Below are 14,778 nucleotides of genomic sequence, written 5' to 3'. Positions count from 1 at the left end.
ATGCGCATCCTGCACGTGCTGGACCATTCCATTCCGCTGCACAGCGGCTACACCTTCCGCACCGCCGCCATCCTGCGCGAACAGCGCAAGCTGGGCTGGGACACTCACCATGTCACCAGCGTCAAACACACCGCGCCTGGCCCGATGGTCGAAGAGGTCGATGGCCTCACCTTTCACCGCACACCGTGGACACCCGGCCCGATAGACCGCGTGCCGGTGCTGCGCGAGCGGGCGCAGATGCGCGCTCTGGAAAAGCGTCTGCTCGAAGTGGCGAGCGACATCAAACCGGACGTGATCCATGCGCATTCGCCGGTGCTGAATGCCTTCCCGGCATTGCTGGTCGCGCGTCGCCTCGACATTCCGGTCGTCTATGAAATCCGCGCCTTCTGGGAGGATGCCGCGGTCGACCACGGCACCACCACCGAAGGCAGCCTGCGCTACCGCGCCACCCGGGCGATGGAAACGCGGGCGGTGTTCACGGTTGATGCGGTCACCACCATCTGCGAAGGGCTGCGTCGCGACCTGGTGGAGCGGGGCGTGCCGGAATCCAAGATCACCGTGATTCCGAATGCAGTGGATATCGACAACTTCGCCTACCGGGTGCCGGCCGACGAGGCGCTGCGCGCCGAACTGGGGCTGAACGGAAAGCGGGTGCTCGGCTTCATCGGCTCCTTCTACGCCTACGAGGGGCTGGACCTGCTGCTGCGTGCGCTGCCCGCCATCCTGCGCCAGGCGCCGGACGTCGCGCTGCTGCTGACCGGTGGCGGACCGCAGGAAGAGAACCTGAAGAAGCTGACGCAGGAACTCGGTCTGCAGGACCACGTGAAATTCACCGGCCGGGTGCCGCACGCCGAAGTGCAGCGCTATTACAGCCTGGTCGATGTGCTGGTCTATCCGCGCCACTCGATGCGGCTGACCGATCTGGTAACGCCGCTCAAGCCGCTGGAAGCGATGGCGCAGGGCCTGCTGCTGGTCGCGTCCGACGTCGGCGGCCATAAGGAACTGATCCGCGACGGTGAAACCGGCATGCTGTTCCGCGCCGGCGACGCCGACGATCTCGCGCGCAGCGTGCTGCAGCTCATGTCCATGCAGGCGCGCTGGCCGCAGATGCGCGAAGCCGGCCGCCGCTTCGTCGAAACCGAGCGCAACTGGACGAATTCGGTCGCGCGCTACCGCGGCGTATACGGCTCCCTGCTCGGACAGGCGGCTGCATGAGTCTGGGCGGGGTCCGGCTCGCGCTGGTCGGGCCGCTGCCGCCGCCAGCCGGCGGCATGGCCAACCAGACGCGCCAGCTGGCGGACAAGCTCGCCGCCGAAGGCGTGCGCGTTGAACTGGTGCAGACCAATGCCCCCTACCGCCCCGCCTGGCTCGCGTCGGTGCGCGGGCTGCGCGCCGCCGGCCGGCTGCTGCCCTTTCTCTGCGCGCTGTGGCGCGCTGCCGGCCGCAATGACCTGATGCACGTGATGGCCAATTCCGGCTGGTCCTGGCACCTGTTCGCTGCGCCCGCGATCTGGATCGCGCATCTGCGCGGCTGTCCGGTCATCGTCAATTACCGCGGCGGCGAAGCGGCGTCCTTTCTCGAACGGCAGGCGGCGGTCGTCCGCTTCACGATGCGCCGTGCCGCGCTGCTGGCGGTGCCCTCCGGCTTCCTGCAGGGCGTGTTCGCGGGCTTCGGCATGCGCGCCGAAGTGCTGCCGAACGCGGTGGATGTCGAGCGCTTCGTGCCGCGCGCGCGCGCCTTCCGTCCGGACGCGCCGCACTTCATCGTTACCCGCAATCTGGAAGCGATCTACGACAACGAAACCGCGCTGCGCGCTTTCGCTCGGGTGCGTGCGCGCTGTCCGGACGCCCGCCTGACGCTGGCCGGCGAAGGGCCCGAACTGGCGCGTCTGCAGGCGCTCGCCGCGCAGCTGGGTGTCACCGCCTCGGTGCACTTCGCCGGGCGGCTGGGTCGTGAACAGGTGGCCGCGCTGTACGCCGACGCCGATGTGATGATCAATCCGTCGCGGGTCGACAACACGCCCAATTCGGTACTCGAGTCGCTCGCCTGTGGCGTGCCGGTGGTCAGCACCCGGGTCGGCGGTGTGCCCTTCCTGGTCGAGGACGGCCGGACCGCACTGATGGTGCCGCCGGCCGACCCCGACGCGATGGCACAGGCGCTGCTGCATCTGCTCGACCATCCGGACACCGCAGCGACGCTGCGGGCCGAAGGTCTGACCCATGTCGCGCAGTTCGCCTGGCCGGCGGTGCGGCAGCGCATCGAGAATGCGTACCGCAGCGTGCTCCCGGCCACGCAAGCCGGCGGCGCCAGCGGTTAAGCTAGCGCAGTCTGTCCTCCGTTGCCGCCGCGCGCTGCCCGCCCCCGCCCCATGGTTTTCGATCGTCTGCAGTCCTTGCTGATTTCATCCGTCGTGTTTCCGCTGCAGGAGCGCCTGAAGGGGCATTCCACGGTGGCCGACCGACGGGGGATGGAACAGTCACAGTGGTGGCCGCGCGACCGGCTGGAAGCGCTGCGGGTCGAGCGCCTGCGTGCGCTGCTGGGCCATGCCGCCACCCATGTTCCGTATTACCGCGACCTGTTCCGCAGTCTGGGCTTCGATCCACGGTCGGTGAGCGCGGTGACCGACCTGCAACAGCTGCCCTTTCTCGACAAGCCGCTGATCCGCGCGAACACCGATGCCCTGAAGGCCGACGATGCGCGCGGTCTGGCGCGTTTCAACACCGGCGGTTCGAGCGGCGTGCCGCTCATCTTCTACATCGGTAACGAGCGGGTGAGCCGCGACGTGGCCGCGAAGTGGCGCGCCACCCGCTGGTGGGGCGTCGATATCGGTGACCCGGAAATCGTGCTGTGGGGCAGCCCGATCGAACTGGGTGCCCAGGACCGTGTGCGCCGGCTGCGCGACGGCCTGATGCGTACCCGGCTGCTGCCGGCTTTCGAAATGTCGGACGCCCGGGTCGATGGCTTCATCCGAGACATGCGCGCCGTACGCCCGCGCATGCTTTTCGGCTACCCGTCGGCCTTTGCCCACATCGCCACCCGCGCTCGGCATACCGGCGTGCGGCTGGACGATATCGGCGTGCGCACCGTCTTCGTCACCTCCGAGCGCCTGTACGACCACCAGCGCACGCTGATCGAGGCGGTATTCGGCGCGCCGGTGGCCAATGGCTATGGCGGCCGCGACGCCGGCTTCATCGCCCACCAGTGTCCGCAGGGGTCGATGCACCTGACCGCGGAAGACATCATCGTCGAAATCGTCGATCGTGACGGCCGCGTGCTGCCCGACGGGCAGTCCGGCGAAATCGTGGTGACCCATCTGGCTACCCGCGACTACCCCTTCATCCGCTATCGCACCGGCGACATCGGCACGCTGGCCACCGCAGCCTGCAGTTGTGGCCGCGGCCTGCCGGTGCTGCAGGACATCCAGGGGCGCAGCACCGATTTCATCGTGGCGCAGGACGGCACCGTCATGCACGGTCTCGCGCTCATCTACATCCTGCGTGACCTGCCGGGGGTGGAAGCCTTCCGGATCGAACAGCTCACCACCGATCACACCAAGGTGGCGGTGGTATGCGGTCCGGCCTACCCGGCGGACGGCGACGAGCGGGTGAGGCAGGGCTTCCGGGCGCGGCTGGGCCGGACGGTGGACATCACGGTCGACCATGTCGACACCATCCCGGCCGAAGGCTCCGGCAAGTTCCGCTACGTGGTCAGCCGCGTCGCGGCCTGAGGAAGACAGCGAGCATGCGCGACATTCTGGTTTCATCCATCATTTTCACCGTGCTGCCCTTCGTGCTGCGCTTTCCGTGGGTCGGCATCATCCTGTTCACCTGGATCAGCCTGATGAATCCGCACCGGATGGCCTACGGCTTTTCGCTGCGCTTTCCGTTCGCGATGATCGTTGCGCTGACCACGCTGGTGGCGCTGCTGTTCTCGAAGGAGATCAAGAAGGTCATCTGGACGCGGGAAACCGTCACCCTGCTGCTGTTCGTGATCTGGATGTGCATCACCACCGCGTTTGCGATGTATCCCGATTACGCGGTGGTGCAGCTCGACAAGGTGCTGAAGATCCAGCTGATGATTTTTGTCGCGCTCATCCTGATGCGCAGCTTCGACCGCATCGAGGCGCTGGTCTGCATGTGCGCCGCGTCGATCGGTTTCTATGGCCTCAAGGGCGGCATCTTCACGATTTCCAAGGGCGGCGTGCACCGGGTGCAGGGACCACCGGGCACCTTCATCGAAGGCAATAACGAACTCGGTCTGGCCATGGCCATGACAGTGCCGCTGCTGTTCTTCGTGCGCTCGCGCGTCGCCAATCCGACACTGAAGCTGTTCATGACCACCTGGACCGTGCTGACCGCCTTTGCCGCCATCGGCACGCAGTCGCGCGGAGCGCTGCTGGGCATGTCGGCGATGGCGTTTTTCGTGTGGATCAACAGCCGCCGCAAATTCATGAGCGGCATCATCGTCGTGGTGACCGGGGCCTGCATTGCCGCGCTGATGCCGGAAGCCTGGTACGAGCGCATGGGCACCATCAAGACTCACGACGAGGATGCATCGGCGCGTGGGCGGGTGAACGCGTGGTGGACCAGTTTCAATATGGCCAAGGACAGGCTGATGGGCGGCGGCTTCGAGTGCTGGCAGTCGCCCACCTTCGCGCTGTACGCACCGGACCCGGACAATGTGCGCGACGTGCACAGCGTGACCTTCGAGGTGCTGGGAGAGCACGGCTTCATCGGCCTCGCACTGTTCCTGACGCTGGGCCTGATGACCTGGTACAGCGCCGGCTGGGCGGCGCGGCAGGCGCGCAAGATGCCGGACATCCACTGGGTGGCGGACATGATGCGCATGGTGCAGGTGAGCCTGATCGCCTATGCGGTCGCCGGCCAGTTCCTCGGCATGGCCTATTACGACTACTACTACATGCTGGTGGTGGCGGTGATTGCGACCAGCTGGCTGGTCCGCCAGCGGGTGGCCGGAATGTCCGACGAGGAATGGGCGCGCACCCGGCCCTCAGGCCTGCTGGAAAACGGCCGGCTGGTGATTCCCTGGCTGAAGAAGAAGCGCCCGGGCGGCGTGCTGCCGCACGGCTGAACGGGGTGGGGGCTCCGCTGGCCCCCACTGGCAGGTCAGCGGCCGAGCTGGCCGCAGTGTTCCAGCGTCTTGCGCATCACCGCGTGCCACGAAAATTCGTCGTGCGCGCGGGCCTGGGCGCGTGCCGCGCACTCGGCACCGAAAGGGCTGGTTGGATCGAGCAGGCGGAACAGCGCGTCGGCGATCGCCGGCACCGAATCACCTTCGCAGCGCAGGCCGGTCACCCCGTCCAGCACGGCCGAACCGGTGCCGCCGGTATTGCCGGCCAGCGACGCACGGCCGCAGGCGGCCGCCTCGATATAGACCATGCCGAAACCTTCGGTGTCGGCACCGATGTCACGGTTGGGCATGGCGAACAGATCGCTGGCGGCGTACCACAGCGGCAGATCGTCGGCACCGACGCCGCCGAGCAGATGGATGCGCTCGGGCGTCGGTGACGCAGCGCGCAGGCCCGCCAGATAGTCGGCGTCCTCACCCTTGCCGATGATCGCGTGGTGCACGTCCAGCCCCCGGCTCACGAGTTCGGGTATGGCCCGCATCACGTGGTCGAAGCTCTTGCGGCGCGACAGCCGGCCTACCGACAGCACCAGTTTCGACTGCGGGCCCAGGCCCAGCGAGGCGCGCAGGTGCGAGCCGTCGAGGCCAGGGCGGAAGCGTTCGGTGTCCACGCCCGGATTGATGATGACGATGCGCTCAGGCTGCACGCCCAGTTCCAGCAGCAGGTCGCGGGTGAAGGTGCTGTTGGCGATCACCAGATCGGCGCTGCAGTAAGCCTCGCGCATGCCCTTGATGCGCCGGGGCTGGCGCCAGGTGGTGATTTCCTCGCCGTGCGCGTAGATCACCACCGGCTTGCGCAGCAGGCGGGCGGCGCGCACGGCGACCAGACCTTCCGGCAGCACGCGGCCGGCGTGTATCTGTTCGATCGGGTGACGCAGGCCGACCGACAGCGCCTTCAGGAAGAACTCCACATAGACCGGCAGCGATTCCGGCCGTATCCACGGATAGCGTTTCAGGCCCAGCCGGTGCACGGTGTTCGGGCTGGCGCGGTCGTGCTCCTGCGCGCCCGGCACGTCGGCGGTCAGGATGTGCGTGCCGGCGCCGCCGAGCCGGCGGTAGACCTCGTCGAACCATACGGCCGTGCCGCCCTTGGTGGGCTGGAACAGTTCGGTGATGACCAGATAGCGGCGATCACCCGCCGCGGCGAGATGCGTACTCATGGGTCAGCTTTCCAGACGGGCATCCGGGTGGGCCTGCAGCCACTGCTCCAGCATCATGAGCACCCAGATCATGACCCCGTAGTAAGAGGCGTGTTCGCTGCGATGGCGTTCCAGCAGCTGGCGGACGAAGGCGGGCTGCACCACGCCACGCTGCACCAGCGCGTCGAGCGAGTCGGTCGCCAGTCTGCCCAGTGCGGCATCCTGCTGCATCCACAGTCCGAAAGGCAGGCCGAAACCGTGTTTGGACTTGGTGATGGTGGCCTGCGGCAGGAAGTCCTTCAGCGCGTCCTTGAAGAACCAGCGCAGCTGGCCGTTGCGCACCTTGTAGTCGGCCGGCAGCACGGCCGAAAAATCCATCAGTCGTTCGTCGAGCAGCGGGTACTGCACCTCGATGTCCGCCAGTTCGCACATGCGCGACACCTTGCGCAGGTCGCTGTCGGCCAGCGTCTGCTTCAGGTCCAGATGCATCATCCGGTTCACCATGGCGGACGAGCGGGTGCGTCCGTACACCTCGCGGGCGATGGCGCGCGGCCGGTCCGTGTTCACGCCTGACATGATGCGCGGCGTCAGCATGCTGGCCGCACCTTCGCGCTCGACATGGTTGAACACTTCCATGCGGTCGGGCAGCGGAATGTTGGCACGCTGCACGTAGTTGCGGCCCTTGCGCAGCACGCCCACCGCCAGCGCATCCGGCAGGTGGCCGAACACGCCGTCGAGCAGCATGCGCAGCGGCGCCGGCACGCGGCCATAGCGCTCGAACACTTCCTGGTCCGCATAGCGGGCATTGCCGCCGAAGATTTCATCGCCGCCGTCACCGGCCAGCATGCGGGTGCGCCCGTCGGCGCGGGCCATGCGCGCGCACAGATAGGTGGGCACGGCCGACGCATTGCCGAAGGGCTCGTCGTAGATGGCGGCGATCTTCGGAATCGCCGCCGCCACGTCCGCCGGGGTGACGTAGTACTCGTGGGTGGTGCAGCCGAAGTGGTTGGCCGCGATGCGGGCGAATTCCATCTCGTCGAAGCCTTCGGCATCGAAACCGATGGAATAGGTGTGCGGGCTGGCGCCGCCGGTCCTGGCCAGCATGCCGGCCACGGTCGAACTGTCGGTGCCGCCGCTCAGGAAGGCGCCGACCTGGCTGCCGGCGCTGGCGTCGCGCACCGACTCTTCGAGCAGGTGCCGGAATTCCGCGGCGTAGCGCGGGTAGTCATCGGCGCTGTCGTCGGCATACGGCATGCTCCAGTAGAAACCGGTTTCCAGCGCGCCCTTGCGCAGATGAACAAACTGCGCCGGCAGCAGCTTGGACACGCCGCGGTAGATGGTGGCGGGCGCGGGCACCATGTGGCAGTAAAGATAGTCGTGCAGCGACTGCGGGTCGATGTCCGGCCGCACTGCCGGGTGGGCGGTCACCGCGTCGGCGGTGGCACCGAACACCAGGCTGCCGCCACGCTGGGCAAAGCACAGTTCTTCCGCGCCGACGCGATCGATGGCCAGCAGCGCTTCGCCGCGCGCGCAGTCGAGCACCGCGAGCGAGAAGCGGCCGTGCAGCGCGGACAGCAATGCGCTGCCGCGCTCGCGCCAGGCGTGGGCCAGCGACTGGGCAAAACCGGTGTGTGCGGCGCGCGCTGACAGATCTGCGTCGTGCCAGCGCGGCTGGCCGGCAAGTGCGATCAGCAGGTCGCCGTCCTTGCCCAGTTCGATGTGGCCGGGCAGGCTGCGCACCCCCACCGCACCGGTCTGGCCGATGCGGGACTGGACGGTGCTGCCGGACAGGCCGCCGAGGCGCTGCGCCATCCGTTCGATCACCCGGTCACGGTCGGGCGTCGCGACCGTCGATGCGTTGCCGCCGTCCAGCCATCCGCAGATCTTGTTCATCGTTCATCCCTTTCGATGCGGCACGCCGCATTCATGTCGCGGCGCACGTCATTCATTCCGACTCTTCGTTCCGACCAGGCGCCGGTACAGCAGGCTGTAGCCATTCGCCACCTGCGACAGCGCGTAAGAAGCTTCCACCAGCTGCCGGCCGTTTTCGCCCAGCACGCGGCCGGCCGGCGACAGCGCTTCGCGCACCGCCTGGCCGAGCGAGCAGGCGTCGTCCGGCGCGTAGGTGTAGCCGGTGCGTCCGTGCTGAACCAGATCGCGCGTGCCGCTGACGTCGGCCGCGACGCAGGGCAGACCACAGGCCATGGCTTCGAGCACCACATTGGGCAGACCTTCGCGATGCGACGGCAGCACCAGCAGATCGGCTGCGCGCAGATAGCTTTCCATGCCGCTACTGTGAGGCTTGAGCATGAACAGTCGAGGTGCACGCGCAGCCAGCGCCTGCAGCCGGGAAATCACCGCGCCGTCCGGGTCTTCGCGGCTCTGCGGGCCGACCGCGAGCAGCCGCGCGCCGGTGCCGAAGCCCTCCTGTTCCACCCACTGACGCGCGAGCCATTCGATGTTCTTGCGCCCGTCCATCACGCCGGCATAGAGCGCCAGCGGTACATCCGCCGGCAGTCCGAGCGCAGCGCCTGCCGGCGTGCGTCGTCGGTGGGCGTGAACTGCGCGGTATCCACGCCGTTGGGCAGATAGTGGATGCGCTCCGGCGGCAGGCCGCAATCGCTGAATTCGCGCATCAGGTCGCGGCTGATCGCCACGCAGGCGTCGACCCGGCTGAGCAGGGCGCGGTGCAGCCGGCCGCTCAGCGTGCGTCCGATATTGTGCAGATCGTCGTTCGACAGGCTGGCCTTGACGATGGACTTGAGCCCGGCCGCCCGCGCCAGCGGGCCGACGATGGCATTCGTGTAATAGGCGCCGTGGCTGTGCAGGATGTCGAAGTCGTGCCGCCGCTTCCAGACGTAGGCGCACAGATTGGCCCACAGCCGCAGTTCGCGGTGCTTGCTGCCGCGTCCGGCGTAGAGCCGCGTGACCGGGAAGCCGTCGACCATGTCGCGCTCAGGCAGCGCGTGCCAGCGCACGGTGACGAATTCGACCTGGTGGCCGAGGTCGCGCAGCTGCCGGGCCAGCACCAGCGCCTGCTGTGCCGCACCGCTGAATTCGGGCGGAAAGTAGGTCGAGTACATCAGCACGCGCGGCAGTCTGGGCGACGCCACGTCGGCTGACGTGTGCGCCGCCGGGGGGCGGGTGCTCGATGCAGGGTGCAGACGACTCATGCCGGCCGGAAACGGAGGGATGCTTGACGGGCGCTCACTGTAGCCGAGGCATCGTGTCCGCTGCGCGGGCAGATGCCGCACTGTGGCGCTGTCCGAGCCACGCCGACAGCGATATCAGGGCCCATACCCGATGAGTGGCGTGGTCGTCGCCGGCGAGGAAGCGGTCGCGCCAGCGCGCGACTTCGGTGGTGTCCAGACCGGCGGCGTCCAGCGTGCCGCCTGCATTCAGCCAGGTTCGCACCAGCGCTGCACCGTCCTTGCGCATCAGCTGCGGCAGGTCGATGTTGAAGCCGCGCTTGGGCGCGTCCCAGAGCGCTTCCGGTACCCGGCGTGCGAGCAGGTCGCGCAGCAGCCGCTTCTCGCGCCCCGGCTGCCAGGCCCAGTCTTCCGGCAGCGCGCGCAGCAGGCCGCTGACCTGAGGTGCGCCGAAAGGATGGTCCACGCGCAGTCCGGTAGCCCGTGCGGCCTGCCGTATGCGGTCGTCCGGCTGGGCCTCGCCCTGCAGCACCGACAGCCGTTTCAGGTGACTGGCGCCGGCCAGTGCCGCGTGCGCGCGGTAGAAGCGGGTGCCGGACAGGTCGGGCGGGCGGCCGGTGAGGCGGGCGATGTCCTCGCCGCGAAAGCCCTGCCAGCGGATGTACAGATCCTGGGCCACGTCGAATTCGAACAGCCGGGCGTAGCCGCCCACCGCGGGCAGCGGGCGCAGGCCGCCGGCCAGTGCGCGTCGCAGCGCGCGCGGCAGACGGGCTGCGTGGTCGTGCGCGATGCGCCGCCAGCGCGCAGGCATGAGCCCAGCCAGCGCTTCGGCACCGGTGCCGTCGAGCGCGCGATCGGTCTGTACCGCGCAGGCTTCGTACAGCAGCCGCGTGGGCATGCCGGCCGGATCGCAGAAGGGCTGTTCGGCCCGTGCATGGACGCGCTCGAAGGCGGCTGCCAGCGCGGCGGCATCCGGCCGGACGATTTCGTGACGACAGCCCAGATGCGCAGCGATGCGCGCGGCGGTGGCTGATTCGTCGAGCACCGGGTCGTCAAAGCCGGCTGACCAGGCGGTGACCGGAAAGCCCGCGCGTACCGCGAGCGCGCACAGCAGCGCCGAGTCGATACCGCCTGACAGGAAGGCGGCCGGCGCACGCGCGCCGTCCAGCCGGCGCGTGATGGCGGCGGTCAGTGCCGCCTCGACCGTGTCGCAGGCGGCGGCATGGCTGTCGGGCAGGGCTGGTGCGGGCGCCGCCGGCAGCGGCCGTTCGCCGGCAGGGGCCAGCCGCAGCGCCTGGCCGGCTTCCAGCGCATACACCCGGTCGTAGATCGTGTTCGGCGGTGCAATGTCGAGAAAGCGCAGGAATTCGTCCAGCCCCTGCCGGGAGATCGCTGGTGCGTCCGGCAGACTGCGCAGCAGCGCGTCGAGGTCGGTGGCGAAGCGGATGCAGCCGTCGCGCCCGCGCTGCCAGAACAGCGACACCGATCCGGCCGGATCGCGCGCCAGCACCAGCGTGGACGCCGCCACGTCGTGGGCGACCAGCGCGTAGCGGCCATCGGCGCCCGGCGCGTGACCGGCGCGCAGCAGATCGTCCGCCGTCTCGCCCGGAAAACGTTCGCCGGCGATCCAGGTCCGGCCCTCGGCGACCCACGCGGCATCCAGCGACAGGGTGTTGCGGGTGGGGTCGAACAGGCCGGCCGCGGTGGCGCGCACGTTCATGACCGCAGGGACTGCAGCAGGTGGCCGAGCGCCTGCAGCGGGTGGGCCGCCGCTTCCTGCCGCGCAAGTCCGCGCAGCGCCCGGTTGCGCAGCGCGGCGATGCGTGCGCGGTGAGCGGCGGCATCCGGCTGGCGGGCCAGGCCTTCGAGTACCGCGATGTGCGCGCGCGCCATCGCGCCCGCGTTACGCGACAGATTGGCGCCATGACGGCGACGCAGCAGCGCAAGCGCGGGATGCCACAGCACGGTGTGGCGCAGGGCCGCGCGCAGCCACAGATCCAGGTCCTCGACCAGCGCGAGTGACGGATCGAAGCCGCCCAGCGCGAGAAAGGCTTCGCGCCGCATGATGACGCTGCCGGTGGTGATGAAGCCGGCATCGAGCAGCCGCGTCAGCGGATCGGTCACCCGCTGCGGATGGCCGAAGAAGCCGGCGTCCAGTCCGCCACTTTCGAACAGCGTGTGCCGGTGCGGCCGGTGCTCACCAAGACCATCGTCGTCGAACTGCCGGCAGTCGCCAAACACCAGCGCGGCCTCCGGCACCGATTCCAGCAGCGCCAGGCGGCCGCCCAGGCTGTCGGCAGGCCACAGGTCGTCGGCGTCGAGAAAGGCGATGAAGGCGCCGTGGCTGGCATCGACACCGGCGTTGCGCGCGGCCGCCGCACCCGACGCCGGGCTGTCGATCACGCGGGCGCCGGCGGCGCGGGCGATGGCCGCGGTGTCGTCGCGGCAGCGATCGGTCACGACCACCACCTCGACCGGCAGATGCACCGGCTGCGCGCGCACGCTGGCGAGCGCGTCGCCTATCCAGCGCGCCGCGTCGTGAGCCGGAATGACGACGCTCAGCATGTCGGCGATCAGACCTTGCGGCCGGTCAGCATGGCCAGCGCCAGCGAGGCGAGCAGGCGGCCGCGCGCCAGCGGTGCCAGCGCGAAGGCGTGTGCCAGATCGCGCAGACCGGCCAGTCGTTCGCCGTCGCGATAGCGCCATTTGGCGTAGTCGGCCAGCACGCCGGCCATCGCGTTGCGCCAGAAGGCACCGCGCGCCGCGGCGGGCAGCAGTGCGCGGTTCTTGTTCATCACCTGCAGCGCACTGCTGCGCATCACCTCGCGGTTGCGGCTCATGCTGCCCGGCGTGCGCAGGATGCAGACCAGACGCTCGCGCACGCAGTCGTAGCGGGCGACCGCAGCCAGCCGCATCCACATGTCGATGTCTTCGAGGCTGCGCAGCGTGGTGTCGAAACCGCCGGTGCGATCGAACAGCGCGCGCCGCGCGATCACCGCCGAGCCGCTGCCGGCCACGGTGGCATGGACGGTGAAGATGTCGGCCAGAATGTCGCCGCGGCTGGCCGGCGGGTCCCAGCTGCCCAGCGTGCGGCCTGCGTCGTCCACGGTCTGCGCAGCACCGCCGCAGAAGCCGAGAGCCGGATCCGCTTCGATCAGCGCGCACTGTGCGGCCAGCTTGCCGGGCAGCCACCAGTCGTCGGCGTCGAGAAAGGCGACCCAGTCGCCGCGGGCGGCGGCGATGCCGGCATTGCGCGCGGCCGACAGCCCGGCGTTTGACTGACTGACGACGCGGATCGCGTCGCCATAGCGCGCCAGCACGTCTGCGGTGTCATCGGTGGAACCGTCGTTCACGACGATGATGTCGTCCGCCGCGCGGGTCTGTGCGAGCACCGAATCGATCGCCCGCGCCACGCACCAGGCGGCGTTGTAGGCCGGGATGACGACGCTGACGGTCGGCGCGCTCATGACCGGTTGTCGTAGCCGAGCCGCGCCTGCATCGGCGCGATGCGGTCGAGGATGCGTTCGATCAGCTCCGGGTTCTGCTGCTTCCATTTCGCCTTGGCCGGCTTGCCCTTCACGATGCTGGTCGGGCGCTGGTCCAGCGTGCGACAGCGCTGTTCGATGTCAGCGGTGAATTCGAGATCAAGCCGTGCATAGACGTCGCGGAACATGTCGACCGGGCGTTCGAACAGATCTTCGTAACGCAGGTGTATCCAGCGGTCGGCCGGCAGCGCCGCCGCGGCATCGAGCGCGAGCTGATTGGCGCTGATCCACTGGAAGGCGCATACCTCCTCGATCGGCGCGTGGTTGTAGGCCTGCCAGCCGGGCGCCAGGAAGAAGGCCCAGTCGGTGTACTCACCATGATTGATCGCCACCGGCTCCGGGAACTGGCCGAGGAACTGCGACAGGTGGAAGTCGCCGTCGGTGCGGCCCAGCCGCCAGCCGTCGATCATCGAACTGATGTTGTCGCGGCCGTCGCGCTGGATGAACACGAATTTCGCTTCCGGGAACAGCGCGTGCAGATAGCCGATGCGCATCACGTTGATGCAGGTCTTGTCCAGGATGCGGCCGCCGCCCAGCCGGCGGTAGAAGAAGCGCAGCGCGGCGTCGCGGTGTTCCGGCCGCGCGTGTTCGGCGCCGGCGGCTTCCGAATGCCAGCCGTTGTTCAGCGGGCCGTACAGATCGTTCCAGAACTGCGGGATCTCGAAACCGAGATTGACCAGTTCGGTCGAGGCGCCGATGGTTTCGAAGGTGACCGTGGTACCGGAACGCGAACAGCCGACCAGGAACACCGGTGGCTTCGCGGCAGGGCGGGTGAGGTCCCACCACAGCCCGCGCGCGTCGCGCTTCAGTTCGACCAGGTTCTTGATGACGATTTCGCGGTCACGCAGTTTGGCGAGTTTGCTCAGCATCGGTATGCGGGAAGTGTCGGTTCAGCGGTTCTTGAGGGCGCCGTGCAGTTCGCCCAGCGCAGCTGCGAGGCGCACCAGGTAGTGCCGGCGACGGTGGCCGGCCAGCGACAGCGCGGCCGAGCCCAGATAGCCGGCCGCCTTGCGCAGCATGTAGGCGGCGGGGCGGATGCCTTCGATGCGGGCGACCGAGGACGAGCGCATGAAGGCCTTGCGCACCACGTAGCCGGTGGTCATCCGCGCGCCATCGACGTAGTGGTACTGGATCATGTCCGGCGCATAGACCAGGCGCGCGCCCTGGGCCAGCCCGCGCTTCACCCACTCGATGTCTTCGGCACCGCCGAGATTGTGGCCCTGCGGACCCAGTTCGGTGGAGAAGTCGCCGATGCGCGCGCACCAGGGTGTGCGTATCGCCAGATTGCCGCCGCCCGGAATGGCGCGGTCCGGCGACACCTCGGTCATCGTGTCACCCAGATCGAAGCGCGGCACTGGCAGCGGATAGATGCGGAAGGGGCCGGTGTCGTGTGCCCAGGCCGGCTCGCTGCCGTCCCAGTCGGGCAGGATGCGGCCGCACAGCAGGTCGGCGTCCGGGCGTGCGTCGAAGGCGCGGCATACCGCGTCGATATAGCCTTCATCCACGCGGTGGTCGTCGTCGACGAAGGCGATGCAGTCGTCGCTGACGGTCGGCAGCGCGCGGTTCAGCGCATTCGACTTGCCCGGCCGCGGTTCGTGGTCGACGCTGAGCGGCAGCCGGCCGCTGCGGCGGGCCAGCCAGTCCAGCGTGTCGTCGCTGCAGGCATTGGCCATCACGTGTATGCGCACGGCCCAGCCGGCTGGCGGCCGGGTGCGGTCGAGCGAAGCGAGCGCCTTTTCCAGCAGCGGCCTGCGGTTGTGTGTACAGATGAGTACGGTGAGCGTGGGCATCGTGCA

The 14,778-nt window shown here is 68.8% G+C and carries 13 protein-coding genes; 4 read left to right on the top strand and 9 right to left on the bottom strand.

From position 1 onward, the window contains the following. The 4 genes from METUNV2_RS0115945 to METUNV2_RS0115930 are packed head-to-tail and all read left to right on the top strand — an operon-like array spanning position 1 to position 5,092. Positions 1-1,215 (top strand): TIGR04063 family PEP-CTERM/XrtA system glycosyltransferase, encoded by a 1,215-nt coding sequence (locus METUNV2_RS0115945; RefSeq protein ID WP_018230474.1) that lies wholly within the window; start codon positions 1-3, stop codon positions 1,213-1,215. Then, positions 1,212-2,318: a glycosyltransferase family 4 protein gene (locus METUNV2_RS20040; protein ID WP_018230473.1), complete on the top strand. Its 1,107-nt coding sequence runs from the start codon at positions 1,212-1,214 to the stop codon at positions 2,316-2,318. Before METUNV2_RS0115945 ends, METUNV2_RS20040 begins: the two co-directional genes overlap by 4 nt. 51 nt (positions 2,319-2,369) lie before the next feature. Further along, positions 2,370-3,728 (top strand): phenylacetate--CoA ligase family protein, encoded by a 1,359-nt coding sequence (locus METUNV2_RS20035; protein WP_018230472.1) that lies wholly within the window; start codon positions 2,370-2,372, stop codon positions 3,726-3,728. A gap of 14 nt (positions 3,729-3,742) precedes the next feature. After that, the gene (locus METUNV2_RS0115930; protein ID WP_018230471.1) at positions 3,743-5,092 is read left to right on the top strand and encodes a putative O-glycosylation ligase, exosortase A system-associated; all 1,350 of its coding nucleotides are present in this window, start codon (positions 3,743-3,745) and stop codon (positions 5,090-5,092) included. 35 nt (positions 5,093-5,127) lie between these two features. Here METUNV2_RS0115930 and METUNV2_RS0115925 read toward each other — a convergent pair whose 3' ends face one another. Genes METUNV2_RS0115925 through METUNV2_RS0115890 form a run of 9 tightly spaced genes read right to left on the bottom strand, consistent with a single transcriptional unit; the run spans position 5,128 to position 14,772 of the window. Next, complete coding sequence (locus METUNV2_RS0115925; protein ID WP_018230470.1) at positions 5,128-6,309, bottom strand: glycosyltransferase family 4 protein; 1,182 nt, start codon at positions 6,307-6,309, stop codon at positions 5,128-5,130. A gap of 3 nt (positions 6,310-6,312) precedes the next feature. Next, entirely contained in the window at positions 6,313-8,181 is a 1,869-nt protein-coding gene (locus tag METUNV2_RS0115920; RefSeq protein WP_018230469.1) for an asparagine synthetase B family protein, read from the bottom strand. 48 nt (positions 8,182-8,229) lie between these two features. Next, entirely contained in the window at positions 8,230-8,766 is a 537-nt protein-coding gene (locus tag METUNV2_RS20170; RefSeq protein WP_018230468.1) for a glycosyltransferase family 4 protein, read from the bottom strand. Further along, a complete protein-coding gene (locus METUNV2_RS20165) occupies positions 8,766-9,461 on the bottom strand; it encodes a glycosyltransferase (protein ID WP_232415689.1) in 696 nt (231 codons plus the stop codon). The genes METUNV2_RS20170 and METUNV2_RS20165 overlap by 1 nt, the downstream gene beginning before the upstream one ends. A gap of 34 nt (positions 9,462-9,495) precedes the next feature. Then, positions 9,496-11,157, bottom strand: coding sequence for an asparagine synthase-related protein (locus tag METUNV2_RS0115910; RefSeq protein ID WP_018230467.1), 1,662 nt, complete (start codon positions 11,155-11,157; stop codon positions 9,496-9,498). Beyond that, a complete protein-coding gene (locus METUNV2_RS0115905; RefSeq protein ID WP_018230466.1) occupies positions 11,154-12,002 on the bottom strand; it encodes a glycosyltransferase in 849 nt (282 codons plus the stop codon). Before METUNV2_RS0115905 ends, METUNV2_RS0115910 begins: the two co-directional genes overlap by 4 nt. Before the next feature lie 8 nt (positions 12,003-12,010). Beyond that, complete coding sequence (locus METUNV2_RS0115900; protein ID WP_018230465.1) at positions 12,011-12,904, bottom strand: glycosyltransferase family 2 protein; 894 nt, start codon at positions 12,902-12,904, stop codon at positions 12,011-12,013. After that, positions 12,901-13,851 carry a sulfotransferase family protein gene (locus tag METUNV2_RS0115895; protein WP_018230464.1) on the bottom strand — a complete coding sequence of 317 codons (951 nt, stop codon included), beginning with the start codon at positions 13,849-13,851 and terminating at the stop codon, positions 12,901-12,903. The genes METUNV2_RS0115900 and METUNV2_RS0115895 overlap by 4 nt, the downstream gene beginning before the upstream one ends. 21 nt (positions 13,852-13,872) lie before the next feature. Beyond that, positions 13,873-14,772 (bottom strand): glycosyltransferase family 2 protein, encoded by a 900-nt coding sequence (locus METUNV2_RS0115890; RefSeq protein ID WP_018230463.1) that lies wholly within the window; start codon positions 14,770-14,772, stop codon positions 13,873-13,875. Positions 14,773-14,778: the final 6 nt, after the last annotated feature.

Source organism: Methyloversatilis universalis EHg5, assembly GCF_000378945.1.
In the GTDB taxonomy this organism is placed as follows: Bacteria; Pseudomonadota; Gammaproteobacteria; order Burkholderiales; family Rhodocyclaceae; genus Methyloversatilis; species Methyloversatilis universalis_A.
Note: the sequence above shows the minus strand (reverse complement) of the source record. Positions and strands in the feature narration are given on the sequence as shown.

Bases quoted from the DNA above. Each gene is read 5' to 3' on its own strand.
- METUNV2_RS0115945 (WP_018230474.1), top strand. From the start codon at position 1: ATGCGCATCCTGCACGTGCTGGACCATTCCATTCCGCTGCACAGCGGC.
- METUNV2_RS20040 (WP_018230473.1), top strand. From the start codon at position 1,212: ATGAGTCTGGGCGGGGTCCGGCTCGCGCTGGTCGGGCCGCTGCCGCCG.
- METUNV2_RS20035 (WP_018230472.1), top strand. From the start codon at position 2,370: ATGGTTTTCGATCGTCTGCAGTCCTTGCTGATTTCATCCGTCGTGTTT.
- METUNV2_RS0115930 (WP_018230471.1), top strand. From the start codon at position 3,743: ATGCGCGACATTCTGGTTTCATCCATCATTTTCACCGTGCTGCCCTTC.
- METUNV2_RS0115925 (WP_018230470.1), bottom strand. From the start codon at position 6,309: ATGAGTACGCATCTCGCCGCGGCGGGTGATCGCCGCTATCTGGTCATC.
- METUNV2_RS0115920 (WP_018230469.1), bottom strand. From the start codon at position 8,181: ATGAACAAGATCTGCGGATGGCTGGACGGCGGCAACGCATCGACGGTC.
- METUNV2_RS20170 (WP_018230468.1), bottom strand. From the start codon at position 8,766: ATGGACGGGCGCAAGAACATCGAATGGCTCGCGCGTCAGTGGGTGGAA.
- METUNV2_RS20165 (WP_232415689.1), bottom strand. From the start codon at position 9,461: ATGAGTCGTCTGCACCCTGCATCGAGCACCCGCCCCCCGGCGGCGCAC.
- METUNV2_RS0115910 (WP_018230467.1), bottom strand. From the start codon at position 11,157: ATGAACGTGCGCGCCACCGCGGCCGGCCTGTTCGACCCCACCCGCAAC.
- METUNV2_RS0115905 (WP_018230466.1), bottom strand. From the start codon at position 12,002: ATGCTGAGCGTCGTCATTCCGGCTCACGACGCGGCGCGCTGGATAGGC.
- METUNV2_RS0115900 (WP_018230465.1), bottom strand. From the start codon at position 12,904: ATGAGCGCGCCGACCGTCAGCGTCGTCATCCCGGCCTACAACGCCGCC.
- METUNV2_RS0115895 (WP_018230464.1), bottom strand. From the start codon at position 13,851: ATGCTGAGCAAACTCGCCAAACTGCGTGACCGCGAAATCGTCATCAAG.
- METUNV2_RS0115890 (WP_018230463.1), bottom strand. From the start codon at position 14,772: ATGCCCACGCTCACCGTACTCATCTGTACACACAACCGCAGGCCGCTG.